This window comes from Micromonospora sp. NPDC049051 (genome assembly GCF_043197575.1).
Taxonomy (GTDB): domain Bacteria; phylum Actinomycetota; class Actinomycetes; order Mycobacteriales; family Micromonosporaceae; genus Micromonospora.
On record NZ_JBICTL010000001.1, the window covers coordinates 77707 to 104253 of the forward strand.

A 26547-nucleotide genomic window follows, 5' to 3' on the forward strand; every position below is an offset into this window, starting at 1 on the left:
GCGATGTCCGCATCCTGAGCCACCGGGACGGGTGACCGGCATCCACCGGTCGCCGACAGGTCAGACCGGAAGGCCGAGCGGGTCGTGCTGCGCCTCCCGGGAGAGCCCGTCCACGTGCAGACCGAGCGCCGCGATGAGCTGCCCCCAGTCGAAGTAGGAACGCCAGGCCGCGATCCGGCCGCGCCGGACCCGGACGACGTCCACCACGTCCCAGCTCACCAGCCGGCCGGTCGGCGCGACGGTCCCGAACGGGGTGTGCAGCACACCGGTGTGGGTGCCCGTGAGCCGCTGCTCGACGGCCGCGCCACCGGCCGTCTGCACCGACCCGATCGGGTCGACGGAGAGGTCCGGGAAGGCCCCCGTCCAGGTGCGCAGCAGGGCGGGCAGCTCGATCGGGCGCACCGTGACGCCGGGCATGGAATAGAAGGCGTCGGCCGCGTAGAGGTCCGGCAGCCGGGCCACGTCCCGCCGCAGGAGCATCGCGTACTGCTGCTCGACCAGCCGATCCGCGCCACGCATGAGGACCTCCGTCGCGGATCACGGCCCGTCCGTGTCCGTACGGAATCCTTACCCGTCGATCGCCCCGCCACACCCGCGACGTGGACGGCGTCGAGCGACCGGCCCCCGGGACGAACCTGCTGGACGGGTCAGCTCGCCTCGGCCATCCGGCTCTCCGCCCAGACCCGCATGATGTCCCGGACGGAGATCACCCCGGCCACCTCGCGCCCGTCGAGCACCACCAGGTGCCGGAACCCGCCCCGGGCCATGGCCGCGGCCGCCTCCTCCACCGTCCACTCCGGCCCGGCGTAGACCACGTCCCAGGTCAGGTGCGAGCCCGTCCGCTCGACGTCGCAGTCCAGATCGGCGCCGATGGCCTTGAGCACGTCGCGTTCCGTCATGATGCCGACGCCCTCGGAGTCCGGGTCGATCACGACCGCCGACCCGACACCGCGGGCCGACATCATCCGGGCCGCCTGGCGGAGCGTGTGCTCCGGGCCGACCACGAGAACCTCGCTGGACATCGCTTCCCGAACCTGCATCACGCATCACCCCTGTGGGACGGTGGCACCCGGTAAGGGAACATGGTGCGCACAGACGCTGCCCGGCGACAAGAGCGGGCGTCGCCGGGGAGCGCCCCGGCTCGCTACTGTCGTGGCGTGTCCACCGAGCCACTACGCTGCGCCTGCGCGCTGATCTTCGACGAAGACGGCCGACTCTTCGTCCAGCGTCGGTCTCCTCACCGGCGCATCTTTCCCAACTGCTGGGACGTCGTCGGCGGTCACCTGGAACCGGGCGAGGACTGGCTGGACGCGCTGCGCCGGGAGGTGACCGAGGAGACCGGCTGGACGGTGTCGCACGTGCTCGGTTACGTCGGGGAGTACCGCTACGTCGCCGACGACGGCCTGGCGCGCATCGAACGCGACTGGCTCGTCCGGGTCGACGGCGACCTGACCCGACCGACGCTGGAGGTGGGCAGGCACACCGAGTTCCGCTGGCTCGCCGCCGACGAGCTCGACCTGCTCGACGAGAACCGCGACGTCAACGACGGCCTCATCCGGCGGATCGCCGACGAAGGCTTCGCCGCCCTGCGTTCGATCGGTCTGTGAACGACACCGTCGAGCTGGCGCCGCACCGGTTCGCCGGCCTGGTCGCCCCCGCGGTGGACCGGGCGTTCGTCGCCGGCATCCTCGCCGGCCGCGACGGCGGCGCCGCCGAGCTGAGCCAGCGGTACGGCGGCCCGGCGGCCACCAGCTTCCTGCTGGAGTTCCGCACCCGCCTCGCGGTGCCGGGCGGGACGGTCGACGAGACCGGCTTCGCGGCAGTCACCCGCTACCGGGACCCGGTCGAGTGCCGGCGGGCCCTGGACAAGCAGGTGGCGTACGGGATGATCCACCGGAGCGCCGACGGGGAACTCTCCGCCACGGAGCGCGGGACGGCCTTCCTCGCCGAGCTGTGGCAGGTGCACGCGGAGGTCACCGAGGAACTCTGGGCGGGGCACGAGGACCGGGTGCTGCGGCTGGTGGAGGCGTTCGGCCGGGTGCTCACGTGCGCGCTGGTGCTGGCCGACGAGCAGGAGGCGGAGGCGGCGGGGGCGGCGTTCGCCGCCACGGCACCGCCGTACGAGCCGGACGGCACCCCGCCCGGCGTGCTGCTGCTGAACCGGCTCGGCACGATGCGCTACCACCGGGCCGACGCGCACGCCGCCGCGTGCGACGCCGCCGGGCACAGCGCGGCGAGCGCCACCGCCCTGCCGCCCGGCCCGGAACAGCTCGCCATCGAGTTGGAGACCGACCGGCGGGCCGCCGGCCCGTACGCCGTACTGACCGCCGAGGAGCGACTGGGGGTGCTGGCGGACCTGGCGGCGCTGCCCGGCTGACCCGGTTGACCGCAGCGGTGCCGCCGCGCGGGGCTATCCTCCAGCGGTGACCGGGACTCGTACGACGGAGGACGCCTCAATGATCGGGATGGTGCTCGCAGCCGGGGCGGGGCGCCGGCTGCGCCCGTACACCGACACCCTGCCCAAGGCGCTGGTGCCGGTCGACGGCGACACCACCATCCTGGACATCTCGCTGCGCAACCTGGCCGAGGTGGGGCTCACCGACGTCGTGATCGTGGTCGGCTACGCCGCCGACGCGGTCGTCTCCCGGCAGGCCGACCTGGAGAAGCGGTACGGCGTCACGATCACCCTCGTGCACAACGACAAGGCCGAGGAGTGGAACAACGCCTACTCGCTCTGGCTGGCCCGGGAGCACTTCTCGCGGGGTGTGCTGCTGGTCAACGGCGACACCGTGCACCCGGTGAGCGTGGAGAAGACGCTGCTGGCCGAGCGTGGCCCCGGCATCCTGCTGGCCGTCGACACGATCAAGCCGCTGGCCGAGGAGGAGATGAAGACCACCTTCGACGCCGCCGGCCAGCTCACCCGGATCACCAAGCTGATGAACCCGGGCGACGCGTACGGGGAGTACATCGGCGCGACGCTGATCGAACCGCAGGTGGCCGACGCCCTCGCCGACGCGCTGGAGGCGACGTGGCGGCGTGACCCGAACCTCTACTACGAGGACGGCTACCAGGAGTTCGCCGACCGCGGCGGGGAGGTCCGGGCGGCGCCGATCGGCGACGTCTCCTGGGTCGAGGTCGACAACCACGCCGACCTGGCCCGGGCGCGGGAGATCGCGTGCCGCTACTAGCCCGTACGGTCAACACCCCGCTCGTGATCGAGGTGCGGCGGGGCGCGGTGGCCGACCTCGGGGCGGTGCTGGCCGACCGGCGGATCTCGTCCGGCGGGGACGTGGCCGTCGTGGTCGGCCCCGGCCAGGGCGAACGGATCGTCGAGCTGTGCCGGCCGTCGCTCGGCGCGGCCGACGTCTTCACGGTCGTCGGCGGCACCATCGACGCGGCGAACGACCTCGGTGACCGGCTGCGCCGTCGTCACTACGACGCCGTGGTGGGCATCGGCGGCGGCAAGACCATCGACACCGCCAAGTACGCCGCCACCCGCTACGGGATCCCGATGGTGACGGTGGCGACCAGCCTGGCGAACGACGGCATCGCCTCCCCGACCGCCTCGCTCGACCACGAGGGGGGCAAGGGCTCCTACGGGGTGCACATCCCGATTGCGGTGATCGTCGACCTCGACTTCGTGGAGAACGGCCCGGACCGGCAGACCCAGGCCGGCATCGGCGACGCGGTGAGCAACCTGAACGCCTGCGCCGACTGGGAACTCGCCCACGAGGTACGCGGCGAGCCCATCGACGGGCTGGCGGTGACGCTGGCCCGCACGGGTGCGGAGGCGCTGCTCAACCACCCCGGCAAGATCACCGACGACGCCTTCCTCACCACGCTGGCCGAGGCGCTGATCATGGGCGGCATCGCCAGCTCGGTGTGCGGGTCGTCGCGCCCCGCCAGCGGCGGTGACCACGAGATCTCCCACGCGATCGACCGGCTCCATCCCGGCACGGCCGCCCACGGCGAGCAGGTGGGGCTCGGTGCCCTCTTCTGCACGTTCCTGCGCGGCGACACCGACCGGTTCGGCCGGCTCGCCCGCTGCCTGCACCGGCACGGTCTCGCCACCACACCGGCCGACCTGGGCCTGAGCGACGAGCAGTTCGTCGATGCCGTGCAGTTCGCGCCCCGGACCCGGCCGGACCGCTACACGATCCTCGAACACCTGGCGATGTCGCCTACCGAGACGCGGGAGCGGCTGGCAGACTACGCCGGTGCAATCCGCGACCACCGTGGCTGAACCCCGTCCCACCGTCGCCGACTTCCATCGGGTGAACCGGGGCGGCGGCCTGTTCAGCGAATCGATCAGCCAGTGGCTGGGCGCGGTCTTCGCGCTCGTCGCCCAGCGCCTCGGGCTGCGCCCGACCGCGCTGACCATCGCCAACCTGGTGCTCGGCCTGGCCACCTCCGTCACCGTGGTCGCACTCGCCGGGCGGGTCGCCGCCGGCGACGTACCGGCCTGGGCGGTCGGGCTGCTCGCGCTGGTCGGTTGGCAGGTGGCGTACGCCCTGGACTGTGCCGACGGTCAGCTCGCCCGGGTGACCGGGCAGGGCAGCGCCGCCGGTGCCCGGGTCGACGTGCTCGCCGACGTGGCCGCCCAGATCGCCCTGGTCGCCGCCCTGTCCGCGACGGCGGTGGCGCAGGAGCCGTCGACGCCGAGCTGGCTGGTCGCGATCTTCGCCGGCACCTGGATGGTCAACCTGGTCACGTCGGTGATGCAGGCCGGCCCGAACGCCGCCAGCATGGTCACCTCGACCTCGCTGCCCGTACGCCTCGTGAAGCTCGTCCGCGACTACGGCGCGGTCATCTTCGCGGCCGGCCTGGTGCTGGCCTTCGCCCCCGCCCTGGTCCTCTGGGTGATCGTGGCGTTCACGATCGTCAACGGCGGTTTCCTGCTCGCCAGCATCGCCTTCTCGGCCCGCGCCTCCCTCCGCTGAGCTGCCACGGCGGGGGACGGCTCCGGACGGACGGCTTTGCGCTGATGGCGGTGCTGCCGCAGGCAGCGTCACTGCCGGTTATGGCCGTCGGCGTTCTTCTGCCACTCGCGGCCACCGAGAGAAAGCGCCCCGGCTCCGAAAAGAATGTGCCCCGTCACGCAGCCTTGAACGGGTGATCCGTGCTCCGTGGGGCGATGGTGCTCGCCGGGCCGGTCGCGGGCGAAAGGGTCGTACGGACGCTGTCGAGCTGAGTCGTCTGTGACATCAGGCGGTCGCCTCCGGGCCGCCGCTGTGCCACCACCGGCGGTGAGTCGTCTACGACATCAGCTCGACAGTGTTCCGCCCACGGATCCTCCGCCCGTCAGCGGATGCGGGTGCCGACCGGCGACGGAGGCGGGGTCTTCCCATCCGCTGACCTGGATCGCCTGATCACGATCATCAACTCCGTCCGGGACACCGCCGCCCCGGCCAACGAGGTGGCCTAGCGGGGCGGGGCAGGCTCCGTCGGCCAGCGGTTGGCAGGCGCAAGGCGAGGCAGGCGTAAGGCGAGGCGGGGGGGCCGGGGCTCAGCGGGGTGAGGCGGGGGCCGAGACGCCCGCGTAGATGTCGAGGAGGCGCTTGGTGACCACGTCGGGGTGGAACGTGCGCTCGTAGCGCAGCCGGGCGGCCGGGGCCAGCGCCGCCGCGCCGGTGCGGGCCACCGGGAGGGCGGCGGCCATGGCGGCCGGCTCCGGGGGCACCACCCAGCCCGCCTCGCCCGCCTCCACACCGGTGGGCAGCGCGACGCGGCCCTCCCCCGGGGCGGCCGTGGTGACGGCGGCCGGGCCGGTGCCGGCGGGTTCGCGGGGGGCGTCGGCGCCGAGCAGGTACGGGATGCCGCCGAGCGCGGTGCCGAGCACCGGCCGGCCGGCGGCCAGCGCCTCGATGATCACGGTGGGCAGCACGTCGTGCCAGGTGGAGGCGGCCACGATGACCGCGCTGGCCTCGATCGCGGCGCGTACTCCGGCGCGGTCCAGCGGCCCGAGGTAGGTCACGTCGGCGCGCTCGGCGGCGGCGGCCTCGGCCAGCGGGCGCAGTTCCCCGTCCCCGGCGATGCGCAGCGGGCCGAGCGCGCCGTCCGGGTGCCGCCGCCAGGCGTCCAGCAGCAGGTCCAGCCCCTTCTCGGGGGAGAGCCGGGCCATGTAGAGGAAGCCGTCGCCGAGCGGCGCGGGCGCCCCCGGGTCGGGGATGCCGTTGGGCTTCACCACGATCCGCTCGGCCGGGATGCCGTAGTCGCGCAGGTGGTCGGCGACCGCCGAGGTGAGCGCGACGAACCGGTCCACCGAGCGCCAGGTGCCCCGGTGCACGGCCAGCGTGGTCGCCATCAGGGCGCTCTGCGCCCGCGAGCCCCGGTAGCAGCGGTGCACGATCGCCGGCACCCCCAGGGCCCGGCCCCGGCAGTCCTGGCAGATCATCCCGTCGCGGAAGTAGAGCCCCGAGGAGCAGACCTGGCGGTAGTTGTGCACCGTCTGCACCACCGGCACGCCGTGCCGGTGCGCGGTCCGCACGATCCACGGCGAGATCAGGGGGTACGGGTTGTGCAGGTGCAGCACGTCCGGCCGGTGCTCGGCGATCAGCCGGCTCAGGTCCTCCTGCGCGCGGGGCGCCCAGATCGGCGAGATCGGCAGCAGCGCCTTGGCCGACTTCGACATCGACGGGATCTCGTCCGAGCTGCGGATGAACGGCAGCACCTCCACTCCGGCCGAGGTGAGCTGCGCGATCTCCACGTCGACGATCGTGTTCTCACCGGAGGGCTGAGCCTCCCGGTACCGGTTGTGCGCCACCACGATTCTCACGGAGCTTGCCTTTCGTTCGCGATTGCGGGACTCGCAAGCTCATTCCTCACGCTCACGGGAAAGAAGGCTACCGTTGGCTGGTGCCCGAACTACCGGAGGTTGAGGCGCTCGCGGGTTACCTGCGTGAGCGCGCGGTGGGGCGGCGCGTCGACCGGTTGGAGGTCGCCGCGATCAGCGCCCTGAAGACGTACGACCCGGCGCCCACCGCCGCCGTCGGGCGGACCGTGACGGACGCCCGCCGGCACGGCAAGTTCCTCGACGTGGTGCTCGACGGCGAGCTGCACCTGGTGGTCCACCTGGCCCGGGCGGGCTGGCTGCACTACCGGGAGGCGTTTCCCTCCGCCGCCCCGCTGCGCCCCGGCAAGGGACCGATCGCCCTGCGGGTGCGCCTCGACGACGGCTCGGGCTTCGACCTGACCGAGGCCGGCACCCAGAAGAGCCTCGCCGGCTACCTGGTCACCGACCCGGCGACGGTGCCCGGGGTGGCCCGGCTCGGCCCCGACGCACTCGCCGCCGACCTGGCCACCTTCGCCGAGCGGATGCGCAGCCGCAAGGGCCAGGTCAAGGGGGTGCTCACCGACCAGACGGTGCTGGCCGGGGTCGGCAACGCGTACTCCGACGAGATCCTGCACGCGGCGAAGCTGTCGCCGTTCGCGCTGACCCACCGGCTGACCGACGAGCAGTTGGCGACCCTGCACGCGGCGACGCGGCAGGTGCTCGGCGACGCGGTACGCCGGTCGGTGGGCCAGAAGGCGGCCGAGCTGAAGGGCGAGAAGCGCTCCGGACTGAAGGTGCACGCCCGGACGGGGCTGCCCTGCCCGGTTTGCGGCGACACCGTCCGCGAGGTCTCGTTCGCCGATTCAAGCCTCCAGTACTGCCCGACGTGCCAGACCGGCGGCAAGCCGCTCGCTGACCGTCGGCTGTCGCGACTCGTACGGTGAGTGACGACACTGCCGACTACGCAACGGAATCGGCCATCCCGCGTCGAAGGTCTGAGTTGCGGCTCTACCGGGCCCGCCATCCATCGGTATAGTGGCTCGGTCCCCGGCTTCTGAAATGGCGCGGAGCCGGCCAGACGCCCGGCGGCACCACACCGGCGCATTGTCCCTCGGGGCAACGCGCAGGCTGGCGCCCGCGTGGGAGACTGGGACGGTGGGCGACCGGGCCCTCACGGTGAGTGAGCGGCGCGTGTCATGCGGGAGGACATGGGTGAGGTGACGACAAGCCTCCAGCGCCCGGGAACCAACACAGGCCGGAGCAAACTCGTGCGGCACGTCGACAGCTTCGAGATCCAGCCGCCAACACCGCCGTCCCACAACGGCGTACCCCGGTCCGCGTGGGCCCGGGCCCGCCGTCGCGTGTCACGCTGGCACCGCCCCTACATCACCCTGCTGCTGCTGCTCGACTTCGCAGCCGCCGCGGTCGCCAGCCTGATCGCCATCGAGACGTTCGACCAGTCGCGGGCGGGCTTCTACAACGCCGAGCAGGACCCGACGTGGTTCCACACGGTGGCGTTCCTGCTCCTGCCGCTCGGCTGGCTCGTCAGCCTCTGGGCCAACCGGGCCTACGACCGGCGCTACCTGGGCCTGGGTCCGGACGAGTACAAGCGGGTGATCCGGGCCAGCGTCGCCGTCACCGCGACGGTCTCCTTCCTCGCCTTCGCCACCAAGACCGACCTGTCCCGCTACACGGTCGGCACCGCCCTGCTCGCGGCGATGCTGCTGATCCTGCTGAACCGCATCCTCTGCCGCTTCGTGCTGCACGTGGTCCGCCGCAACATCAGCCAGGCCGGTCACCGGATGGTGCTGATCGGCACCCTGCCGGAGTGCCTGGAGGTCTACACGGCGGTCACCCGCAACCCGGCCGCGGGGCTGATGCCGGTCGCCATCCACATCACCGACGGCTATGCGGCGGCCAAGGGCATCGAGACCCCGGTCCCCGTGTACGCGGGCCGTGACGTCCTCGCCCTGGTCCGGGAGGTCGGCGGGGACACGATCGCCGTCTGCGGCTCGGCGAGTTCGGAGCCGGGCGAGCTGCGCCGGCTGGCCTGGCAACTGGAAGGCTCCGGCGTCGACCTGGTCGTCGCGCCGCAGCTCACCGACATCGCCGGCCCCCGGGTGCACATCCGCCCCATCGAGGGCCTGCCGCTGCTGCACGTCGAGGAGCCGACCCTCTCCGGGCCGGCGCTGCTGGCCAAGAACCTGATGGACCGGGTGGCCGCCGGGGTCGGCCTGCTGCTCCTGGCCCCTGTCTTCCTGGCCATCGCGGTCGCGATCCGGCTCTCCGACCCCGGCCCGGTCTTCTTCCGCCAGCCACGGGTGGGCCACGAGGGCCGCACCTTCCGGGTCTGGAAGTTCCGCACCATGTACGTGGACGCGGAGGACCGGCTCGCCAGCCTCGTCGACCGTAACGAGACCGACGGCATGCTGTTCAAGATGAAGCAGGATCCCCGGGTCTTCCCGGTGGGCCGCTTCCTGCGGGCCTCGTCGCTGGACGAGCTGCCGCAGTTGATCAACGTGCTGAAGGGCGAGATGTCGCTGGTCGGGCCGCGTCCGCTGCCCGCCGACGACGGCGACTTCCTCGGCGACGTACGCCGCCGGCTGCTGGTCCGGCCGGGCATGACCGGGCTGTGGCAGGTCTCCGGCCGCTCCGACCTGTCCTGGGACGAGGCGGTCCGGCTGGACCTCTACTACGTCGACAACTGGTCGCTCGCGTACGACCTGAGCATCCTGTGGCGCACCGTCGGCGTGGTGCTCGCCCGCAAGGGCGCGTACTGACCCTTGGCCTGAGCGCCGGCAGGGGCCAGGATCGCAGCGTGGGTGGCAACCTCTCGGGCGTCTTCGGCGTCGTCTCGCTGCTCGCCGCGCTGGGGGCGGCCCTGTTCGCGGTGGTCCGGCTGCGCGCGCGGCGGGGCATCGCCACGGCCACCCAACGGGCCACGTACGAGGTGCTGCACACCGCCGGGCTGGCCGCCGAGCCGCTGCGCGCGGGCCTGACCGCCGCGAACGCGGCGAAGGCCGTACGCCATCTGCGGGCGCTGGTGGGGGCGGCCGGGCTGGCGCTGACGGACCGGGAGGGCGTGCTCGCCCTGGACGGGCGGGGCGGGCACCACGAGGCGCAACTGGTCGCGGCGGCCGGGCGGGCGGTGGCGTCCGGCCGCTCGACCGTCCTCGGCGATCCGGAGCTGCACTGCGACCGGGTGGACTGCCCGGTGCGCGGCGCGGTCGTCGCCCCGCTGACCGGCCCCGACGGGCGCACCGTCGGCGCGCTGGTCGCGGTCGCCGACGGCCAGCCGGCCCCGGGCCTGGTCCAGGCCACCCTGGAGACGGCGCACTGGGCCGGCAACCAGCTCGCCCTGGCCGAGCTGGACTCCTCGCGGGAGCGGCTGGCCCGCGCCGAGGTACGCGCGCTGCGCGCCCAGATCAGCCCGCACTTCATCTACAACGCGCTGACCGCGATCGGCTCGTTCGTGCGCACCGACCCGGACCGGGCCCGCGAGCTGATCCTGGAGTTCGCCGAGTTCACCCGGTACTCGTTCCGGGCGCACGGCGAGTTCACCACGCTGGCCGAGGAGCTGCGCTCGATCGACCGCTACCTGATCATCGAGCGGGCCCGGTTCGGCGACCGGCTCCAGGTGCGCCTCCAGATCGCCCCCGAGGTGCTGCCCGTGACCCTGCCGTTCCTCTGCCTGCAACCGCTGGTCGAGAACGCCGTCCGGCACGGGTTGTCCCGCAAGCCGGGCACGGGCATGGTGAGCATCGAGGCCCGCGACGCGGGCACCGAGTGCCACATCACCGTGGAGGACGACGGAGTGGGGATGGATCCGAGCACGCTGACCGCCGGCATCGCCGAGCTGGCCGGCGCCGCCGGGGACCCGGGCGACGCCGCGCTGGCCGGCGTCGGAGACGACCCGGGCCAGCACGTCGGGCTCTCCAACGTCGACGAGCGGCTCCGGTCGGTGTTCGGCGACGGCTTCGGCCTCGTCGTCGAGACGGGCCTCGGTTCGGGTACGAAGGTGAGCATGCGGGTGCCGAAGTTCCACCCCGGCGTACGAGCGGGTTCGTGAGCGCGGCCGGGTTCCTGCGGGTGCTGGCGGTCGACGACGAGCCGCCGGCGCTGGACGAGTTGGCGTACCACCTGCGGGCCGACCCCCGGGTGGCCCGGCTGCACACGGCGGGCGACGCGACGGAGGCGCTACGGCTGCTCCGCGACGGCGACGTGGACGTGGTCTTCCTCGACATCCGGATGCCCGGGCTGGACGGCATGGAACTGGCCCGGGTGCTGCGCCGCTTCGCCCGGCCGCCGGCGATCGTCTTCGTGACCGCGTACGACGACGGGGCGGTGGACGCGTTCGACCTGGGCGCCACCGACTACGTCCGCAAGCCCGTACGCGCCGAACGGCTCGCCGAGTCCCTGCGCCGGGTGATCGGCGCGCGGGTGGTGCCGTCGCACCCGGCGGCGCTGGCCCGCGCGGAGGAGGACCCGACCATCCCCATCGAACTGGCGGGCACCACCCGGATGCTGCCCCGCTCGGCGGTGCGCTGGGTGGAGGCGCAGGGCGACTACGCCCGCCTGCACACGGCCGACGGGTCGCACCTCGTCCGGGTGTCCCTGGCGACCCTCGCGGAACGCTGGGCGGACGCCGGGTTCGTCCGGATCCACCGCTCCTACCTGGTGCAGCTCAAGCTGATCGCCGAGCTGCGGCTGGTCAACTCCGGCTACGTCGTGCTGGTCGACTCGGCGGAGCTGCCGGTCAGCCGCCGGCACACCCGCGAGCTGAAGGACAAGCTGGTCCGCGCGGCGAAGCAGGACTGGAACCGCTGACCCGACCCGCGCGGGGCACTACTCCCAGCTGGCACCCTGTCGAGCTGCCCCATGCGTGAGACCAGAGGCGTCACCCGCTCCCCGCCATCACCACGAGGCAGGGCGCGGACTCTCCTGGTCCCGTGGACGGGGCAGCTCGACAGCGGCTCAGCTTGGGGTCGTGGGGCCCTGTCGACTTGGTGCCACGGGAGGCCCGCCGCCTGCGGCGGTGACGCGAGCATCGTCGGACTCGACACCACCAGCGCCGCCGTCCGCAGCGGCGAACACCGCCTGACGATCAGGACGCCATGGACCTCACCGGGCCGGCTTAAGGTCCATGGCCTCCTGATCGCGGTTGGGCTTGGCGTTTTCCGGCCCGGTGCGGCGCCCCATCAAGGCGGGAATGTCCGGTTAAGCCGACCCCGGGCCGCACTGTTCAGGCCAGCGCCTCGGTGGCTTGCCCTCAAATTCTTTTCGAGGCCGGGAATACGTGCACCATGTCGTACGCTGTACGGTACTCCGTACGACAAAGGAGGCCGCCTTGTTCGACGCCGCGACCGAATTCGACCGTCAGCTCGACCGGCTCGTGGGGCTGGGCTACCCGGCCCTCGCCGAGCTGACCGGGGACGCCTTCCGTGACCTGGTCGCGCCGCTGCGCGCGGCGGCCATCGCCGGCTCGGCCGGCCTGCCCGCCCCGACCGAGGCGCGGGTGCCCTTCCTGCTGGTGACCACCCGTGAGCTGGTGCCCGTCGAGGAGCGCGTCGCGCTCACCACGCTGGCCGGCAAGCGGAAGCCCGGGATCGTCGACCGGCACTACGCCGAGAACGACCTGCCGAAGTTCGACCCGATCAAGGAGTTGGAGGTGCCGGCCGGCCCGGCGTACCTGCTCTTCGACGTCGACCGGGGCGAGGAGACGCTGAACCTGGCCCCCGCCGCCGCCATGGAGGTGATCACCGGCCAGGGCCGGCTGCCGCTCACCATCGACGAGGGCCTCGCCTTCGTCACCCTGTACCCGGAGACGCTGGCCAAGAACAAGTGCTTCTCGCTGGTCGGCTCCCGCTGCGGCGACAAGCGGGTACCCGCGCTCTGGATCAGCCAGAACGCGCCGAAGCTCGGCTGGTGCTGGTACGGCAACCCGCACACGTGGCTCGGCTCCGCCTCCGCCCGCCCGGAGCGCGTCGGCCTGGAACACGTCAACGCGGAGTAAATGCCGGGGCGGGGTGGCAGGCAATCGGTCGCCCACCCCAGGGTTCCCACAGAGTTATCCACAGGGGTGAGCAGTTCTCCACAAGTTGTCCACAGGGCGGTGCGCGGAGTCCACAGGGCGGTGCGGCGGGCCGGACGCGGGCCGGCCCGCCGCCCACGTGGGCCCTTGACAATCGCGGCGATCGGGCGAGACTGCCGGGGTGGCTGCTGCCGACGATCCCGTCCCCGTGCCCCGGCAGGGCGGGTCCGGGGCGTCCGAGCACGCGAGCCAGCCGGAGGGCTCGGTGCAGGCTCCGGTCGTCCAGCCCCGGACGCGGATCGTGCTGGCCGAGGTGTCCCGCCGGGAGGACCGGACGGAACGCACCCGTGCCGAACTGGCCGAGCAGACCCGGGTCGGCGACGCGCTCGTCCGGGGGCTGGTCCGGGCCCAGTTCGCGCTGGCCCTGCGGCTCTCCCTGGTGGTGGCGATCGGGCTCGGCGGGCTGCCGTGGCTCTTCGCCGTCGCGCCCGCCGTGGGTCGGGTGACCGTACTGGGCGTCAACCTGCCCTGGCTGCTGCTCGGGGTGGCGTCGTTCCCGTTCCTGATCGCCGTCGGCTGGGCGTACGTGCGGTTGGCCGAACGCAACGAGCAGGACTTCACCGACCTGGTCCAGCGGCCGGAGCGCTGAGGTGGGCAACGGCTTCGTCGTACCGGCGATCGTGGCGGTCACCCTGGTCACCGTCGGCATCGGCTTCTACGGGCTGCGGCTGGCGCGGACCACCTCCGACTTCCTGGTCGCCTCGCGGGCGATCAGCCCGACCTGGAACGCCGCCGCGATCGGCGGGGAGTACCTGTCGGCGGCGAGCTTCCTCGGCGTCGCCGGGCTGATCCTCAAGTACGGCGTCGACGTGCTCTGGTATCCCGTCGGCTTCGCCGCCGGCTATCTCGCCCTGCTGCTCTTCGTGGCCGCGCCGCTGCGCCGTTCCGGCGCGTTCACCCTGCCCGATTTCTGCGAGCTGCGGCTCGGGTCGCGCCGGCTGCGCGTCCTGGCCACCGTCTTCGTGATCTTCATCGGCTGGCTCTACCTGGTGCCGCAGCTCCAGGGGGCGGGGCTGACGCTGGCCACGGTGACCGGCTCGCCGTACCCGTTGGGGGCCCTGCTGGTGGCCGTGGTGGTCACCGCGAACGTCGCGCTCGGCGGCATGCGCGCGATCACCTTCGTGCAGGCCTTCCAATACTGGCTGAAGCTGACCGCGCTGGCCGTACCGGCGATCTTCCTGGCGTTGCAGTGGCAGGCCGACGCCCGGCCGGCGGTGACCCCGCCCGACGGGCCGACGTTCCGGACCGCGACCACCGTCGTGGTCGAGCACCGCGCGACCCTCACCCTCCCCGACGGCCGGATCCAGGAGGTACGCCCCGGCGACGAGCTGTCCTTCGCCGCCGGCGAGCCGGTGCCGGAGGTCTCCGGGGTGGCCACGAAAGCCGCCGACTGGCTGCTGCCCAGCACCGCCGGGGACGACGACCGGGGTTTGTTCGCCACGTACTCGCTGATCCTGGCCACGTTCCTCGGCACCATGGGCCTGCCGCACGTGCTGGTGCGGTTCTACACCAACCCCGACGGCGCCGCCGCCCGCCGCACCACGCTGGTGGTGCTCGCCATGGTCGGCGCGTTCTACCTGCTGCCCACCATCTACGGCGTGCTCGGCCGGATCTACACCCCGCAACTGCTGGTGACCGGGCAGACCGACGCGGTGGTGGTGCTGCTGCCCGGCGCCGCGCTCGGCGACGGCGCCACCGGCCGGCTGCTCGCCGCGCTCGTCGCGGCCGGCGCGTTCGCGGCGTTCCTGTCCACCTCGTCGGGGCTGCTCACCAGCGTCGCCGGGGTGATCTCGACGGACGTGCTGGGGCGCGGCTCGGTACGCGGCTTCCGGCTCGCCACGGTGATCGCCGGGGCCGTGCCGACGGTCCTCGCGCTCAACCTCGCCGGGCTGGACGTGTCGCAGGTCGTGGGGCTGGCCTTCGCGGTCGCCGCCTCCAGCTTCTGTCCCCTGCTGGTGCTCGGCATCTGGTGGCGGGGCCTGACCGACCTGGGTGCCGCCGCCGGAATCCTGGTCGGCGGCGGCGCCGCGGTCGGGGCGGTACTGGTCACGGTGCTGGGGCCGCCGCTGTCCGGTTGGCCGGCCACGCTCACCGCGCAGCCGGCCGCCTGGACGGTGCCGCTCGCCTTCACCGTGATGGTGGCGGTCTCGGTGGCGACCCGGCGCCGGGCGCCGGCCGACGTCGGGGCGACGATGCTCCGCCTGCACGCCCCGGAGGCGCTGCGCCTGTGAGGAAGGGCACCCTGCTGACGCCTCCGGTAGGGCCCTCCCCCTCGGGCGGGCCGGCCGTCGCGCGGACGCCGGCGGGTACGCCTCGGGGATGACCCGGGGGATCATCCTGCGGCCGGAGCAGCCGCTGGTCCAGGCCGGATACGGTCGGAGCATGACTGCTGAGCACCCGGCGCTCGCCCTGCGTGGCCTGGCGAAACAGTTCGACGGCAAGGTCGCGGTGGCCGGTGTCGACCTCGACGTGCCGGCCGGTTCGTTCTACGGCCTGCTCGGCCCGAACGGCGCGGGGAAGACCACCACCCTGTCGATGGCGGTGGGGCTGCTCCGGCCCGACGCCGGCAGCGCCCGGGTGCTCGGTCACGACGTCTGGGCCGACCCGGTCCGGGCGAAGCAGCTGCTCGGCGTGATGCCCGACGGCGTACGGCTCTTCGACCGGCTCAGCGGCGCGGAGCTGCTCGCGTACCACGGGCTGCTGCGGGGGATGGACCCGGCGGTGGTCGACCAGCGGGCGGCGGAGCTGCTGGACGTGCTCGCGCTCGGCGACGCCGGCCGGACCCTGGTGGTCGACTACTCGGCGGGCATGAAGAAGAAGATCGGCCTGGCCTGCGCGCTGCTGCACGGGCCCCGGCTGCTGGTGCTGGACGAGCCCTTCGAGGCGGTCGACCCGGTTTCGGCCGCGCTGATCCGGGACATCCTGCACCGGTACGTGACGGGGGGCGGCACGGTCGTCTTCTCCAGCCACGTGATGGAGGTCGTCGAGCGACTCTGCTCGCACGTGGCGATCCTGGCGGCGGGCACGATCAAGCGGGTCGGCCCCATCGACGAGGTACGCGGCGGCCGTTCGCTGGAGCAGGTCTTCGTCGAGGTGGTCGGCGGCCGTACGGCTACCGGCGAGGAGTTGGCGTGGCTGTCGCGGTGACCGGACCGACCGTCGCCGCCCCGCCCGTCCGGCGCGTCTCGGCCCGCCACTTCGTGCAGCTCAAGCTGCGGGTGATGGGCAACAACTTCCGGGGCCAGGGCTGGCGGGTCGCCCTCTTCGTGGGCGGCGCGGTGGCCGGGCTCTGGTTCGGCGGCACCGGCTTCTTCCTCTTCGCCGCGCCCGGCCTGGCCGACGAGAGCCGCTTCGCGCTGATGGTCGCCTCCTTCGGCGGAGGCCTGGCGGTGCTCGGCTGGCTGCTGCTGCCGCTCGTCTTCTTCGGGGTGGACGAGACGCTCGACCCGGCGAGGTTCGCGCTGCTGCCGCTGCCCCGCCGCACGCTCGTCACCGGGCTGTTCGCCGCCGCGTTCGTCAGCGTCCCGACGATCGCGGTGCTGCTGGCGCTGTGCGGGCTGGTGGTCACCGCCGGAGCGCTGGGCGGCTGGTCCGCCGCCGCCGTCGCCCTCGTCGGGGTGGTCGCCGGGCTGCTGCTCTGCGTGGCGGCGGCACGTGCGGTGACCAGCGCCTTCGCCACCGCGCTGCGGTCCCGCCGGGTACGCGACCTGGCCGCCGTGCTGCTCGCCGTACTCGCCGCGCTGATCGGGCCGTTGCAACTGCTGGGCGTCGCCGCGCTCTCCGACACCGACTGGGACCGCCTCCAGGGGGTGGCCGAGGTGGTCGGCTGGACGCCGTTCGGCGCCCCCTGGACGGCCGGCATCGACGTGGCCGAGGGCCGCGTCTGGGCCGCGCCGGTGAAGCTGCTGATCACGGCGGCGACGATCGTCGCGCTGCTGGCCTGGTGGTCCCGCTCGCTCGAGTCGGCGATGGTGGGCGCGGCGAGTGCCGGGCCGGCCCGCGCCCAGCGCGGCACGACCGGCGGGGCGGTCGCCCAGCTCTTCCCGAGGGTCGCCGGCTGGGCGCGGCGGGACCGGTTCGGCGCCCTCGTCGCCAGGGAGGCCCGCTACTGGTGGCGGGACGCCCGACGCCGGGCCAACCTGATCACCGTCGCGGTCGTCGGTCTCTTCGTGCCGGTCATGGTCAATGTGGGCGGCTCGGGCTTCACCGTCGACGGCGCTGAGGGGTTCACGGTCAGTCCCGACTCGTCCCCGCTGCTGTCCAGCCTGTCGATGCTCTTCGTCGGGCTGCTCGCCGCCGTCACCCTGGCCAACCAGTTCGGCTTCGACGGCAGCGCGTACGCGGCGAACGTGGTGGCGGGCGTCTCCGGCGGGCAGGAGCTGCGCGCCCGGATGGCCGCCTTCTCGATCTACGTACTGCCGATGCTGGCGGTGATCTCCGTGGTCGTCGCGGTGCTCGTCGGCGAGCCGGGCTGGATCGGGCTGATGGCGGGCACCCTGCTCGCCACGTACGGCGCGGGGCTGGCGGTGAACTGCTTCGTCTCGGTGCTCGGGGCGTACTCGCTGCCGGAGACGAGCAACCCGTTCGCGTTGAACAGTGGCGCCGGGATCGCGAAGGGCTTCCTGACCCTGCTGGCGATGCTCGCCACGGCGGTGGCGGCGGTGCCGATGGTGGTGGCCGCGGCACTCCTCGGCGACGCCTGGCTCTGGCTGGCTCTGCCGGTCGGGGCGGCGTACGGCCTGGGGGCGGCGCTGCTCGGCGCGTACCTGGCCGGCGACGTGCTGGACCGCCGGATGCCGGAGCTGCTCGCCACGGTGACCCCGCGCCGCTGAGCGCCGCCGCCGTTCCTCCTCGGCGCGGCGGGTCTTTGCGGCTGGGGGCAGAATGGCCTGATGCCCGTCGTCGAAGCGGTGGTCACCGTGCCGGTCCCGCCCGAGCTGGCCTTCGCGGTCTCCCAGACCACGGCACCCGTGCGCTACCGCTGGGACCCGTTCGTCCGGGAGCAGCACTTCACCGACGGGGCGACCCGCCCCGGCAAGGGGGTGCGGACCTTCACCCGCTCCCGGCACGGCCTGGCGATGGTCAGCGAGTACGTCTCCTGGGCCCCGCCGAGCCACGTGGGCATGAAGATGGTGCGCGGGCCGTGGTTCTTCGAGATGTTCGCGGGTGGGTGGCGGTTCGCGCCCGCCCCGGAGCCCGGCCACACGCTCGCCACCTGGCGTTACAGCTTCCGCTGCCGGCCGGCGTTCCTCCGCCCGGTCGCGGAGCGGATCGGCTCCTGGCTGCTCGGCCGCGACATCCGCCGCCGGATCGCCGGGTACGCCGCCGGCTGCGCGGACCCGGAGGTGCTGGCCGCCGCCCGCCGGTCACTGACCCCCGACGACTGACCCTCGGGCGTACGCCCAGCCCTGACGGCGGCGCGACCGAGTTCCGGGATCCTGGTAGGGAACGGCCCTTCGAGGGGCCGAAATCGTCCAAGATCTCAAGCGGCGGTCCGGGCCCGTCGGGGGCGGGGCAGGACGGACAATGTTTCACGTGAATCATGAGCCGGGCGCCGAGATCCACCACATCGACCCGTTCGCCGTGCCCGCTGACCAGCGCTCGCCCGTACGCCGGCTGCGGGGTCGGCTGGCGTCGCCGGTGACGCTCTGGACGGCGCCCGAGCCGGCGGGCCTGACGGTCTCCTCCACGCTGGTCGCGGAGGGCGAGCCGGACCGGCTGCTCGGCCTGGTCGACCCCGAGTCCGACGTGTGGGCGGCGATCGAGTCCGCCGGCCGCTTCGCGGTGGCCCCGCTCGGCCCGGCGCACCGGCAGCTCGCCGACCGGTTCGCGGGCCTCTTCCCGTCTCCCGGCGGACTGTTCGCCACCGGGGCGTGGACCGACACCCCCTACGGTCCGGTGCCGGCCGACGTCGGCGGCTGGGCGGGGTGCCGGCTCGACAACGCCCGCGAGTACGGCTGGGGCCTGCTGGTGGAGGCCACCATCGAGGTGGTCGAGCTGACCGGCGAGACGGACCCGCTGCTGCACTACCGGGGCCGCTACCGCGAGCTGACCTGACGACGGCGACCGTTCGGCCGGGCCGACGCCGCACCGCTGACCGGTGAACGGAGTGAGCTGGGTCACTCGGCGCAGCCACCGTGCCGTTCGGCGCAGCCACCGACCGGCGTCGATCACGCCCTTCCCCGGCGGGGAGCGCGCTTTCTACCGTGCGCGAAACTCCCCACGCCCCGTGAAGGTGGTGATCCACAAATGTCCACGGACACACCCGCGTCCACGCCCGCCTCGGCGGCGGACCGGTACGTCGCCGTACAGCGATCGGACGAGTTCGCCGGGTTGCGGCGTACGCTGCGCGGCTTCATCTTCCCGATGACCGTCGCGTTCTTCCTGTGGTACGCGCTCTACGTGATCCTGTCCGCGTACGCGCGGGACTTCATGGGCACGAAGCTCTTCGGCAGCAACATCAACGTCGCCCTCGTCTTCGGCCTGCTCCAGTTCGTCTCCACCTTCCTCATCGCCTGGCTCTACTCCCGGTTCGCCGACCGGAAGATCGACCCGGTCGCCGACCGGATCCGCGCCGAGATCGGGGAGGTGGGCCATGAACACGGTCCTCGCGGCTGAGGCGGGCAGCACCACCGCCCGCAACCTCACCATCACGCTCTTCCTGATCTTCGTGGCGGTGACGCTGGCCATCACCATCTGGGCCAGCCGGCAGACCAAGACGGCCACCGACTTCTACGCGGGCGGCCGGTCCTTCTCCGGTTTCCAGAACGGCATGGCCATCGGCGGCGACTACATGTCGGCCGCCTCGTTCCTCGGCATCGCCGGCATCATCGCCCTCTACGGCTACGACGGCTTCCTCTACTCGATCGGCTTCCTGGTCGCCTGGCTGGTGGCGCTGCTGCTGGTCGCGGAACTGCTGCGCAACTCCGGCCGGTACACGATGGCCGACGTACTGGCCTTCCGGATGCGTCAGCGCCCGGTGCGGACCGCCGCGGCGGTCTCCACCATCACGGTGTCGATCTTCTACCTGCTGGCGCAGATGGTCGGCGCGGGCGCGCTGGTCGCCCTGCTGCTCGGCATCAAGCCGGGTACGACCTTCCTCGGCATGGACGCCGACACCGCCAAGGTCGCCACCATCATCATGGTCGGCGCCCTCATGATCGTGTACGTCACGGTGGGCGGCATGAAGGGCACCACCTACGTGCAGATCGTCAAGGCGTTCCTGCTGATGGGCGGCGCCCTGGTGATGACGCTGCTGGTGCTGGCGAAGTACAAGTTCAACCTGTCGTCGCTGCTCGGCGACGCCGCCGCCTCCTCGGGCAAGGGCAGCGCCTTCCTCGAACCGGGGCTGCGCTACGGCGTCGAGGTCGCCGGCAACGCGACACAGACCTTCTACAACAAGGTGGACCTGTTGTCGCTCGGCATCGCGCTGGTGCTCGGCACGGCCGGCCTGCCGCACATCCTGATCCGCTTCTACACAGTGCCGACGGCGAAGGCGGCCCGCAAGAGCGTGCTCTGGGCGATCGGCATCATCGGCACCTTCTACCTGCTCACCCTGGCCCTCGGCTTCGGCGCGGCGGCCCTGGTCGGCGGCGAGGCGATCACCGCGCAGGACAAGGCCGGCAACACGGCCGCGCCGCAACTCGCCGAGGCGCTCGGCATCGACTTCCTCGGCGGCGATCTCGGTGGCGCCACCCTGCTCGCGATCATCGCGGCGGTCGCCTTCGCCACGATCCTGGCCGTGGTGGCCGGCCTGACCCTGGCCTCCTCGTCCAGCCTGGCGCACGACTTCTACGCCAACGTGATCAAGGACGGGAAGGCGTCCGAGCGGCAGGAGGTCCGGGTCGCCCGGGTCTCCGCCCTGGTGATCGGCGCGATCTCGATCGTGCTGTCGATCTACGCGCAGAACCTGAACGTGGCCTTCCTGGTGGCGTTGGCCTTCGCGGTGGCCGCCTCGGGCAACCTGCCGGCGATCCTCTACAGCCTGTTCTGGCGGCGGTTCAACACCTCGGGCGCGGTGTGGGCCATCTACGGTGGCCTGCTCTCCGCCGTCCTGCTGGTGTTCTTCTCGCCGGTGGTCTCCGGGGCACCCACCTCGATGTTCCCCGACCATGACTGGCAGTGGTTCCCGCTGTCCAACCCGGGCATCCTGTCCATCCCGTTCGGCTTCCTGTGCGGCTGGATCGGCACCGTGATCTCCAAGGAGCACGACGAGGAGAAGTACGCCGAACTGGAGGTGCGCTCCGTCACCGGCGCCGGCGCCCACTGACGGCCGGCAGCGCGCGGAAGGGGCCCTCGCCGACAGGGCCCCTTCCTTGCGCCGGGGCGGCTCCGGCACTGGGTAGGCTGACCGGCATGAACGCTGTCGCCCGTTTCGGACCCGGTCACCGCATCCTCGTCGCGGGCGGCGCCGGCTTCGTACCGTCACACCTGGTGGACGCCCTGATCGACCGCGGCTGCACCGTGGTCGCGCTCGACAACTTCGTCACCGGGTCGAAGGAGAACGTCGCCCACCTGCTGGACGAACCGCGCTTCACCCTGGTCGAGGCCGACATCTCCGACGGCCTGCCGGCCCACCCGGCGCTGGCCGAGCGCTTCGACGCCATCCTGCACATGGCCTCGCCGGCGAGCCCGACCGACTTCGAGAAGCTGCCGGTGGAGATCCTCAAGGTCGGCTCGGTGGCCACGCTGCACCTGCTGGACCGCGCGGTCGCCGACGGCGCCCGCTTCCTGATGGCCTCCACCTCCGAGGCGTACGGGGACCCGAAGGAGCACCCGCAGCGCGAGTCGTACTGGGGCAACGTCAACCCGATCGGCATCCGCAGCGTCTACGACGAGGCGAAGCGCTTCTCCGAGGCGGCCACGATGGCCTACCACCGCAGCCGGGGGCTGGACACGGCCATCGTCCGGATCTTCAACACGTACGGCCCGCGGATGCGTCCGGACGACGGCCGGGCCATCCCGACCTTCATCTCCCAGGCGCTGCGCGACGAGCCGATCACCGTGCACGGCACCGGCAACCAGACGCGCTCGATCTGCTACGTCTCGGACCTGGTGCGCGGCATCCTGCTGCTGCTCGACTCGCGCGAGACGGGACCGATCAACTGCGGCACCGAGCACGAGATGAGCATGCGGGAGCTGGCCGAGACGATCGTGTCGCTGGCCGGGAGCGCCTCCCAGGTGACGTACATCACCCGCAGCGCGGACGACCCGGAGATGCGCCGGCCGGACCTGACCCTCGCCCGCGAGCTGCTCGGATACGAGCCGACCGTGACGCCCGAGGACGGCCTCCGGCGCACGATCGAGTACTTCCGCGAGCACACGGCCTAGCGGACGCGGCCCGCCGCCGTACGCCGCCGGTGGCGCTTCAGGGCGATGGTGGCCGGGCGTACGTACCCTGAGTTACATGTCAGCGACCACGCCCGCCGGAGTTCCCCTCCCGCATCTGCACCGCAGCGCCGGGCGCGCCTCGGTGCCCGGCTCCGGCCGGGACGCCGGACGCGCCCGGCCCGCCGAGGCCCGTTGGTCCCCGTCCCCGGACGAGCCACGGGCCGGCGGCCCGGGCGGACCTCTGGGCCCGGGCGGCCCCGGCGGCACGACCGGACCGGGCGGGCCCGGCCGGCGCGGCGCACGCCCCCGGTGGGGCCGCATCGCCCTGGTGGCCGGCGTGGCCGTGCTGGTGCTCGCGCTGCTCGGCGGGATCGGCGCCTGGGTCTACGCCCGCGGCCTCGACGACGACCTGGCCCGCACCGACCCGTTCTCCGAGATCACGGGTGGTCGGCCGGCCAAGGCGGTGGACGGCGCACTGAACATCCTGCTGGTCGGCAGCGACTCCCGGGACCCGGACGCCCCGGTGGACAAGTCCAGCAAGTGGCGGGCCGACACGATCATCGTGATGCACATCCCGTCCGACCACCAGAAGGCCTACCTGGTCTCCATCCCCCGCGACCTCTACGTGCCGATCCCGGAGAGCGCCAACGCGGACTGCGGCTCCGGGCAGCGGGGGAAGATCAACGCGGCCTTCGCCTTCGGTGGGCTGCCGCTGGCCGTCCGGACGGTGGAGTGCTTCACCGACGTGCGGCTCGACCACGTGATGGCGATCGACTTCGCCGGCTTCAAGCAGGTCACCGACGCCCTCGGCGGCGTCGACCTGAAGGTGGAGCGGACCATCACCTCGATCCACAAGCCGTACCGGACGTTCACCAAGGGCACCAACCACATGGACGGCGCCGAGGCGCTGGACTGGATCCGGCAGCGCAAGCAGTTCCCGGACGGCGACTTCGCCCGGATGCGGCACCAGCAGGAGTTCCTCCGCGCCCTGATGGACAAGGCGGCCAGCACGGACACGCTGTCCAACCCGAAGAAGCTGAACGACTTCCTCAAGTCGGTCACCGCCGCGGTGACCGTCGACCAGGGCTTCTCGCTGGTCGACATGGGGGTCCAGTTCCGCAACCTGCGCGGCGAGAACCTCACCTTCGTGACCAGCCCGCACGTGGGCAGCCAGACGATCAACGGCGAGTCGGTGGTGGTCTCCGACAAGGAGAAGGCCCTGGCCATGTACAAGGCCATGTCGGCCGACACCATGACGGCCTGGGTCGAGGCCAACCAGAAGAAGAAGGACGGCACCGGAAACTGACCAGCTCCGCCCGGCCGGCCCTCCCGTGATCGACAGGCGTCGTCACGACTCGGGGGGCCGGCCGGACGCTTCCTGTGAGCCAACCGCCAATCGGCCGTATCGATCTGACCGTTCGGTCAGTTTCCCTGGATGACGGCCGAACGAACGGTATTTGACGGCCGGACGACCTCGCCAGGACGGGAAAGCGTCCGTAAAGTGATCCCGCCCCCTGAGACAACGCGAGCTGGAGCACGCATGCCGGTTCAGACCAGCCGTCGCCCTCCGGCGCTGGAGCCCTCCCGTGGCCCGGTCCGGGCCTCCACGAGCATCCCGAAGCAGCCCGTCAAGGGCGGCAAGGTCGGTGGCGGGTCCGCGAAGAAGCGGTCGCGCCGCAAGGACCCGCTCTGGGCCCGACTCACCCTGATCTTCGGCGCCGTGCTGATGGTGGCCAGCGGCGCGGCCATCGTGGGCAGCAAGGCCCTGATCAGCAGCGCCACCGGGAACATCGCGCAGCGCAACCTGCTCGGCGACGCGGGCAAGACCGACGCCGAGGGCGGTGCCAGCCTGGACGGCCCGATCGACATGCTGCTGCTCGGCGTGGACGCCCGGGAGCGGTGGGCCGCCGACGACGTACGGGCGGACAGCATCATCGTGCTGCACATCCCGGCGACGCACGACCAGGCGTACCTGATCTCGATCCCCCGGGACACCGAGGCCCACATCCCGGCCTTCAAGAAGAGCGGCTACTCGGGCGGCACCGACAAGATCAACGCGGCGTTCCAGGCCGGCGCCCGCAACGGCGGCGGCTGGGAGGGCGGCGCGCAGCTGATGGCGCAGACGATCAAGAAGATGACCGGGATCAGCTTCGACGGCGCGGCCATCATCAACTTCGGCGGCTTCAAGAACGTCATCGACGCCCTCGGCACCGTGCGCATCTGCGTGAAGCAGGAGGTCGAGTCGATCCACATGTCGTACGTGGACGGCAAGCCGATGTGGAACGCGGACGCGAAGAAGACCGGCAAGCGGATGACGCCCGTGCTGCACAAGAAGGGCTGCCGCGAGATGGAGGGCTGGGCGGCGCTGGACTACTCCCGGCAGCGCAAGAGCCTCAAGAACGGCGACTACGACCGGCAGCAGAACCAGCAGCAGCTCATCAAGGCGATGGCGAAGAAGGCCACCCAGGACGGGACGCTGACCAACCCGATCAAGCTGAACAAGCTCATCGACGCGGCCGGTAAGGCGTTCACCCTGGACACCGGCGGCGTGCCGGTCGCCGACTTCGTCTTCACCATGCGCGGGGTGACCGGCAACGACCTGGTGATGCTGAAGACGAACGGCGGCACCTTCCACAGCGACGGCACCCGGGAGACGCTCAGCGAGCAGACGATGGACATGTTCCGCGCGGTGAAACAGGACAAGCTGGCCGAGTTCGTCTTCGCCAACCCCGAGGTGGTCTCGAACCGCGAGTAGCCGCCGGGTGCCGCGGTCCGCGCGGCCGGGCCGCCCGGGTGTCCCGGCGGACCGGGATACCGGCCCAGGCCGCGCAATGTCGCCGAAGCGGCCCGGGGCACCCGGCTCGCCTCGTAGCCTGACGTGAGAGAGATTCACGTACGGGTCGCGGGGAGGCGTCACGTCCAGATCGGCGGGCGACGGTCGGGGCCGGGCCGGGGCCGGCACCCGGACCGCCCGGCCGCGCCGCGTCCGCTGGCCCCGGCTGCTGCTCGGCCTGGGGCTGGCCTTGGTGCTGCTGGCCGGGCTCGCCGTGGTGGGACTGCACACCCTCACCGACCGCTACGAGCGCAGCGTCGTGCGGGAGCAGTTGCTCGACCCCACCGCCCGCCGGAACCGCACCGACCCGGACGGGCCGCTGAACTACCTGCTCGTGGGGACGGACCGGTGGCAGAGCGGCAGCGCGGCGGACCGGCGCTCGGACACCATCCTCATCGTGCACGTCCCGGCGGGCGGGCGCGAGGCGTACCTGGTTTCCGTCCCCCGGGACCTGCTCGTCGCCATCCCCGCCGGCAACGGCTACGGCGGCGGCCAGGACAAGATCAACGCGGCGTACGAGCACGGCGGGGGCGGTCAGCCGGGCACCCGGCTGTTGTCGGCCACCCTGACCCGGTTGACCGGCATCCGCTTCGACGGCGCGGCCCTGATCGACTTCTCCGGTTTCCGCAAGGTCATCGACCTGCTCGGCGGCGTACGCATGTGCGTCGACACCGAGGTCCGCTCGATCCACACCGGCCGCGTCTTCCCGCCCGGCTGCCAGCAGATGGACGGCGGTGAGGCGCTGGACTACGTCCGGCAGCGCTACGACCTGCCGGGTGGCGACTACGACCGGCAGACCCATCAGCAGCAACTGCTCCGGGCCGTGCTGGAGCGCACGAGTGAGACGTCGCTGCGGACCAACCCGGTCAAGCTCGACCAGGTGATCCGCGCGGTGGGCGGCTCGTTGACCGTGGACACCAACGGCGTACCGCTGGAGGACCTCGTCCTGGCGCTGCGCGACCTGCCGGCCGACGCGCTGCGCGGCGTGCAGGTCCCCTCCCACCCCCAGACCATCGACCAGGTGTCGTACGTGGTCCTCGACAACGGCGGGAACGGCCTCTTCGAGGCGGTACGCGGCACCCGGGTGCCGGACTGGGCGCGGGCCAACCCGCGCTGGATCACCCGACTGTGACGCCGGGGGCCGGCCCGCCGTCGGCCGACCGGGCGAGGATCTAGGCTTGGCCCGTGTTCGGATCCCAGGTTCCCTCCGTGACCGTGACCGAGATCGCCGCCGACGCGTACCTGCTCGACGTCCGGGAGGACGACGAGTGGAACGCCGGCCACGCCCCCGGCGCGCACCACCTGCCGATGATGGAGCTGCCGGCCCGCATCGCCGAGGTGCCGACCGACCGCGACGTCGCCGTCATCTGCCGCTCCGGCGGGCGCTCCGCGCAGGTCGTCGCCTACCTGCTGCGCAACGGCTGGGACCAGGTGCGCAACGTCGAGGGCGGGATGGGTGAGTGGGCCGCCGCCGGGCGAGAAGTCGTCGGCGAGGACGGGCAGCCGGGCCGGGTCCTCTAG

At 72.5% G+C, this 26547-nt stretch carries 26 protein-coding genes; 23 read left to right on the plus strand and 3 right to left on the minus strand.

Features of this window, described 5'->3' with window-relative positions; translation table 11 throughout:
• Positions 1–60: 60 nt before the first annotated feature.
• Together ACGFIR_RS00350 and ACGFIR_RS00355 are read right to left on the minus strand one after the other, a co-directional pair.
• Positions 61–519 (minus strand): ester cyclase, encoded by a 459-nt coding sequence (locus ACGFIR_RS00350; RefSeq protein ID WP_393005414.1) that lies wholly within the window; start codon positions 517–519, stop codon positions 61–63.
• A gap of 128 nt (positions 520–647) precedes the next feature.
• Positions 648–1040 (minus strand): cyclic nucleotide-binding/CBS domain-containing protein, encoded by a 393-nt coding sequence (locus ACGFIR_RS00355; RefSeq protein ID WP_393142410.1) that lies wholly within the window; start codon positions 1038–1040, stop codon positions 648–650.
• 117 nt (positions 1041–1157) lie between these two features.
• On the opposite strand from ACGFIR_RS00355, the gene ACGFIR_RS00360 reads away from it, so the two are divergent.
• The 5 genes from ACGFIR_RS00360 to ACGFIR_RS00380 all read left to right on the plus strand — a co-directional run bounded on the left by ACGFIR_RS00360 (position 1158) and on the right by ACGFIR_RS00380 (position 4940).
• A complete protein-coding gene (locus tag ACGFIR_RS00360) occupies positions 1158–1607 on the plus strand; it encodes an NUDIX domain-containing protein (RefSeq protein WP_393005410.1) in 450 nt (149 codons plus the stop codon).
• Positions 1604–2377: a hypothetical protein gene (locus ACGFIR_RS00365; protein ID WP_393005408.1), complete on the plus strand. Its 774-nt coding sequence runs from the start codon at positions 1604–1606 to the stop codon at positions 2375–2377. The genes ACGFIR_RS00360 and ACGFIR_RS00365 overlap by 4 nt, the downstream gene beginning before the upstream one ends.
• 79 nt (positions 2378–2456) lie before the next feature.
• Complete coding sequence (locus ACGFIR_RS00370) at positions 2457–3188, plus strand: sugar phosphate nucleotidyltransferase (protein ID WP_393005607.1); 732 nt, start codon at positions 2457–2459, stop codon at positions 3186–3188.
• Positions 3176–4243, plus strand: coding sequence for an iron-containing alcohol dehydrogenase family protein (locus ACGFIR_RS00375; protein ID WP_393142412.1), 1068 nt, complete (start codon positions 3176–3178; stop codon positions 4241–4243). The genes ACGFIR_RS00370 and ACGFIR_RS00375 overlap by 13 nt, the downstream gene beginning before the upstream one ends.
• The gene (locus tag ACGFIR_RS00380; protein WP_393142414.1) at positions 4218–4940 is read left to right on the plus strand and encodes a CDP-alcohol phosphatidyltransferase family protein; all 723 of its coding nucleotides are present in this window, start codon (positions 4218–4220) and stop codon (positions 4938–4940) included. The genes ACGFIR_RS00375 and ACGFIR_RS00380 overlap by 26 nt, the downstream gene beginning before the upstream one ends.
• Before the next feature lie 566 nt (positions 4941–5506).
• Here the strand turns inward: ACGFIR_RS00380 and ACGFIR_RS00385 are convergent.
• A complete protein-coding gene (locus ACGFIR_RS00385; RefSeq protein WP_393142416.1) occupies positions 5507–6775 on the minus strand; it encodes a glycosyltransferase family 4 protein in 1269 nt (422 codons plus the stop codon).
• A gap of 80 nt (positions 6776–6855) precedes the next feature.
• Between ACGFIR_RS00385 and ACGFIR_RS00390 the strand changes: the two genes are divergently transcribed.
• The 18 genes from ACGFIR_RS00390 to ACGFIR_RS00475 all read left to right on the plus strand — a co-directional run bounded on the left by ACGFIR_RS00390 (position 6856) and on the right by ACGFIR_RS00475 (position 26547).
• Positions 6856–7716: an Fpg/Nei family DNA glycosylase gene (locus tag ACGFIR_RS00390; RefSeq protein ID WP_393142418.1), complete on the plus strand. Its 861-nt coding sequence runs from the start codon at positions 6856–6858 to the stop codon at positions 7714–7716.
• A gap of 264 nt (positions 7717–7980) precedes the next feature.
• Complete coding sequence (locus ACGFIR_RS00395) at positions 7981–9552, plus strand: sugar transferase (RefSeq protein WP_393005605.1); 1572 nt, start codon at positions 7981–7983, stop codon at positions 9550–9552.
• Positions 9553–9590: 38 nt separating this feature from the next.
• Positions 9591–10841 (plus strand): sensor histidine kinase, encoded by a 1251-nt coding sequence (locus ACGFIR_RS00400; RefSeq protein ID WP_393142420.1) that lies wholly within the window; start codon positions 9591–9593, stop codon positions 10839–10841.
• Positions 10838–11599, plus strand: coding sequence for a LytR/AlgR family response regulator transcription factor (locus tag ACGFIR_RS00405; protein WP_393005396.1), 762 nt, complete (start codon positions 10838–10840; stop codon positions 11597–11599). Before ACGFIR_RS00400 ends, ACGFIR_RS00405 begins: the two co-directional genes overlap by 4 nt.
• A gap of 520 nt (positions 11600–12119) precedes the next feature.
• Positions 12120–12785, plus strand: a complete 666-nt coding sequence (locus tag ACGFIR_RS00410; RefSeq protein WP_393005394.1) for a DUF5701 family protein — start codon at positions 12120–12122, stop codon at positions 12783–12785.
• 283 nt (positions 12786–13068) lie between these two features.
• Positions 13069–13452, plus strand: coding sequence for a hypothetical protein (locus ACGFIR_RS00415; RefSeq protein WP_393005603.1), 384 nt, complete (start codon positions 13069–13071; stop codon positions 13450–13452).
• A 1-nt stretch (position 13453) separates the two neighbouring features.
• Entirely contained in the window at positions 13454–15094 is a 1641-nt protein-coding gene (locus tag ACGFIR_RS00420; protein WP_393142422.1) for a cation acetate symporter, read from the plus strand.
• A gap of 151 nt (positions 15095–15245) precedes the next feature.
• The gene (locus tag ACGFIR_RS00425; protein ID WP_393005390.1) at positions 15246–16010 is read left to right on the plus strand and encodes an ABC transporter ATP-binding protein; all 765 of its coding nucleotides are present in this window, start codon (positions 15246–15248) and stop codon (positions 16008–16010) included.
• The gene (locus tag ACGFIR_RS00430; RefSeq protein WP_393142424.1) at positions 15995–17695 is read left to right on the plus strand and encodes an ABC transporter permease; all 1701 of its coding nucleotides are present in this window, start codon (positions 15995–15997) and stop codon (positions 17693–17695) included. Before ACGFIR_RS00425 ends, ACGFIR_RS00430 begins: the two co-directional genes overlap by 16 nt.
• Positions 17696–17755: 60 nt before the next feature.
• Entirely contained in the window at positions 17756–18250 is a 495-nt protein-coding gene (locus ACGFIR_RS00435) for an SRPBCC family protein (protein ID WP_393005386.1), read from the plus strand.
• 139 nt (positions 18251–18389) lie between these two features.
• The gene (locus ACGFIR_RS00440; RefSeq protein ID WP_393005384.1) at positions 18390–18920 is read left to right on the plus strand and encodes a flavin reductase family protein; all 531 of its coding nucleotides are present in this window, start codon (positions 18390–18392) and stop codon (positions 18918–18920) included.
• Positions 18921–19112: 192 nt separating this feature from the next.
• Positions 19113–19481, plus strand: a complete 369-nt coding sequence (locus tag ACGFIR_RS00445; RefSeq protein ID WP_393005382.1) for a DUF485 domain-containing protein — start codon at positions 19113–19115, stop codon at positions 19479–19481.
• Positions 19459–21132 (plus strand): cation acetate symporter, encoded by a 1674-nt coding sequence (locus ACGFIR_RS00450; RefSeq protein WP_393005380.1) that lies wholly within the window; start codon positions 19459–19461, stop codon positions 21130–21132. The genes ACGFIR_RS00445 and ACGFIR_RS00450 overlap by 23 nt, the downstream gene beginning before the upstream one ends.
• Before the next feature lie 86 nt (positions 21133–21218).
• Positions 21219–22193, plus strand: coding sequence for a UDP-glucuronic acid decarboxylase family protein (locus ACGFIR_RS00455; protein WP_393142426.1), 975 nt, complete (start codon positions 21219–21221; stop codon positions 22191–22193).
• A 76-nt stretch (positions 22194–22269) separates the two neighbouring features.
• Entirely contained in the window at positions 22270–23499 is a 1230-nt protein-coding gene (locus ACGFIR_RS00460) for an LCP family protein (protein ID WP_393142428.1), read from the plus strand.
• A 234-nt stretch (positions 23500–23733) separates the two neighbouring features.
• Positions 23734–24948, plus strand: coding sequence for an LCP family protein (locus tag ACGFIR_RS00465; RefSeq protein ID WP_393005374.1), 1215 nt, complete (start codon positions 23734–23736; stop codon positions 24946–24948).
• A 271-nt stretch (positions 24949–25219) separates the two neighbouring features.
• The gene (locus ACGFIR_RS00470) at positions 25220–26158 is read left to right on the plus strand and encodes an LCP family protein (protein WP_393005372.1); all 939 of its coding nucleotides are present in this window, start codon (positions 25220–25222) and stop codon (positions 26156–26158) included.
• A gap of 53 nt (positions 26159–26211) precedes the next feature.
• On the plus strand, positions 26212–26547 hold the full coding sequence (locus ACGFIR_RS00475; protein WP_393142430.1) for a rhodanese-like domain-containing protein: 336 nt from the start codon (positions 26212–26214) through the stop codon (positions 26545–26547).

Coding starts and splice junctions, on each gene's coding strand:
- ACGFIR_RS00435 (WP_393005386.1), top strand. CDS start 17,756: ATGCCCGTCGTCGAAGCGGTGGTCACCGTGCCGGTCCCGCCCGAGCTG.
- ACGFIR_RS00425 (WP_393005390.1), top strand. CDS start 15,246: ATGACTGCTGAGCACCCGGCGCTCGCCCTGCGTGGCCTGGCGAAACAG.
- ACGFIR_RS00395 (WP_393005605.1), top strand. CDS start 7,981: ATGGGTGAGGTGACGACAAGCCTCCAGCGCCCGGGAACCAACACAGGC.
- ACGFIR_RS00350 (WP_393005414.1), bottom strand. CDS start 519: ATGCGTGGCGCGGATCGGCTGGTCGAGCAGCAGTACGCGATGCTCCTG.
- ACGFIR_RS00460 (WP_393142428.1), top strand. CDS start 22,270: ATGTCAGCGACCACGCCCGCCGGAGTTCCCCTCCCGCATCTGCACCGC.
- ACGFIR_RS00445 (WP_393005382.1), top strand. CDS start 19,113: ATGTCCACGGACACACCCGCGTCCACGCCCGCCTCGGCGGCGGACCGG.
- ACGFIR_RS00370 (WP_393005607.1), top strand. CDS start 2,457: ATGATCGGGATGGTGCTCGCAGCCGGGGCGGGGCGCCGGCTGCGCCCG.
- ACGFIR_RS00455 (WP_393142426.1), top strand. CDS start 21,219: ATGAACGCTGTCGCCCGTTTCGGACCCGGTCACCGCATCCTCGTCGCG.
- ACGFIR_RS00355 (WP_393142410.1), bottom strand. CDS start 1,040: ATGCAGGTTCGGGAAGCGATGTCCAGCGAGGTTCTCGTGGTCGGCCCG.
- ACGFIR_RS00440 (WP_393005384.1), top strand. CDS start 18,390: ATGTTTCACGTGAATCATGAGCCGGGCGCCGAGATCCACCACATCGAC.
- ACGFIR_RS00465 (WP_393005374.1), top strand. CDS start 23,734: ATGCCGGTTCAGACCAGCCGTCGCCCTCCGGCGCTGGAGCCCTCCCGT.
- ACGFIR_RS00450 (WP_393005380.1), top strand. CDS start 19,459: ATGAACACGGTCCTCGCGGCTGAGGCGGGCAGCACCACCGCCCGCAAC.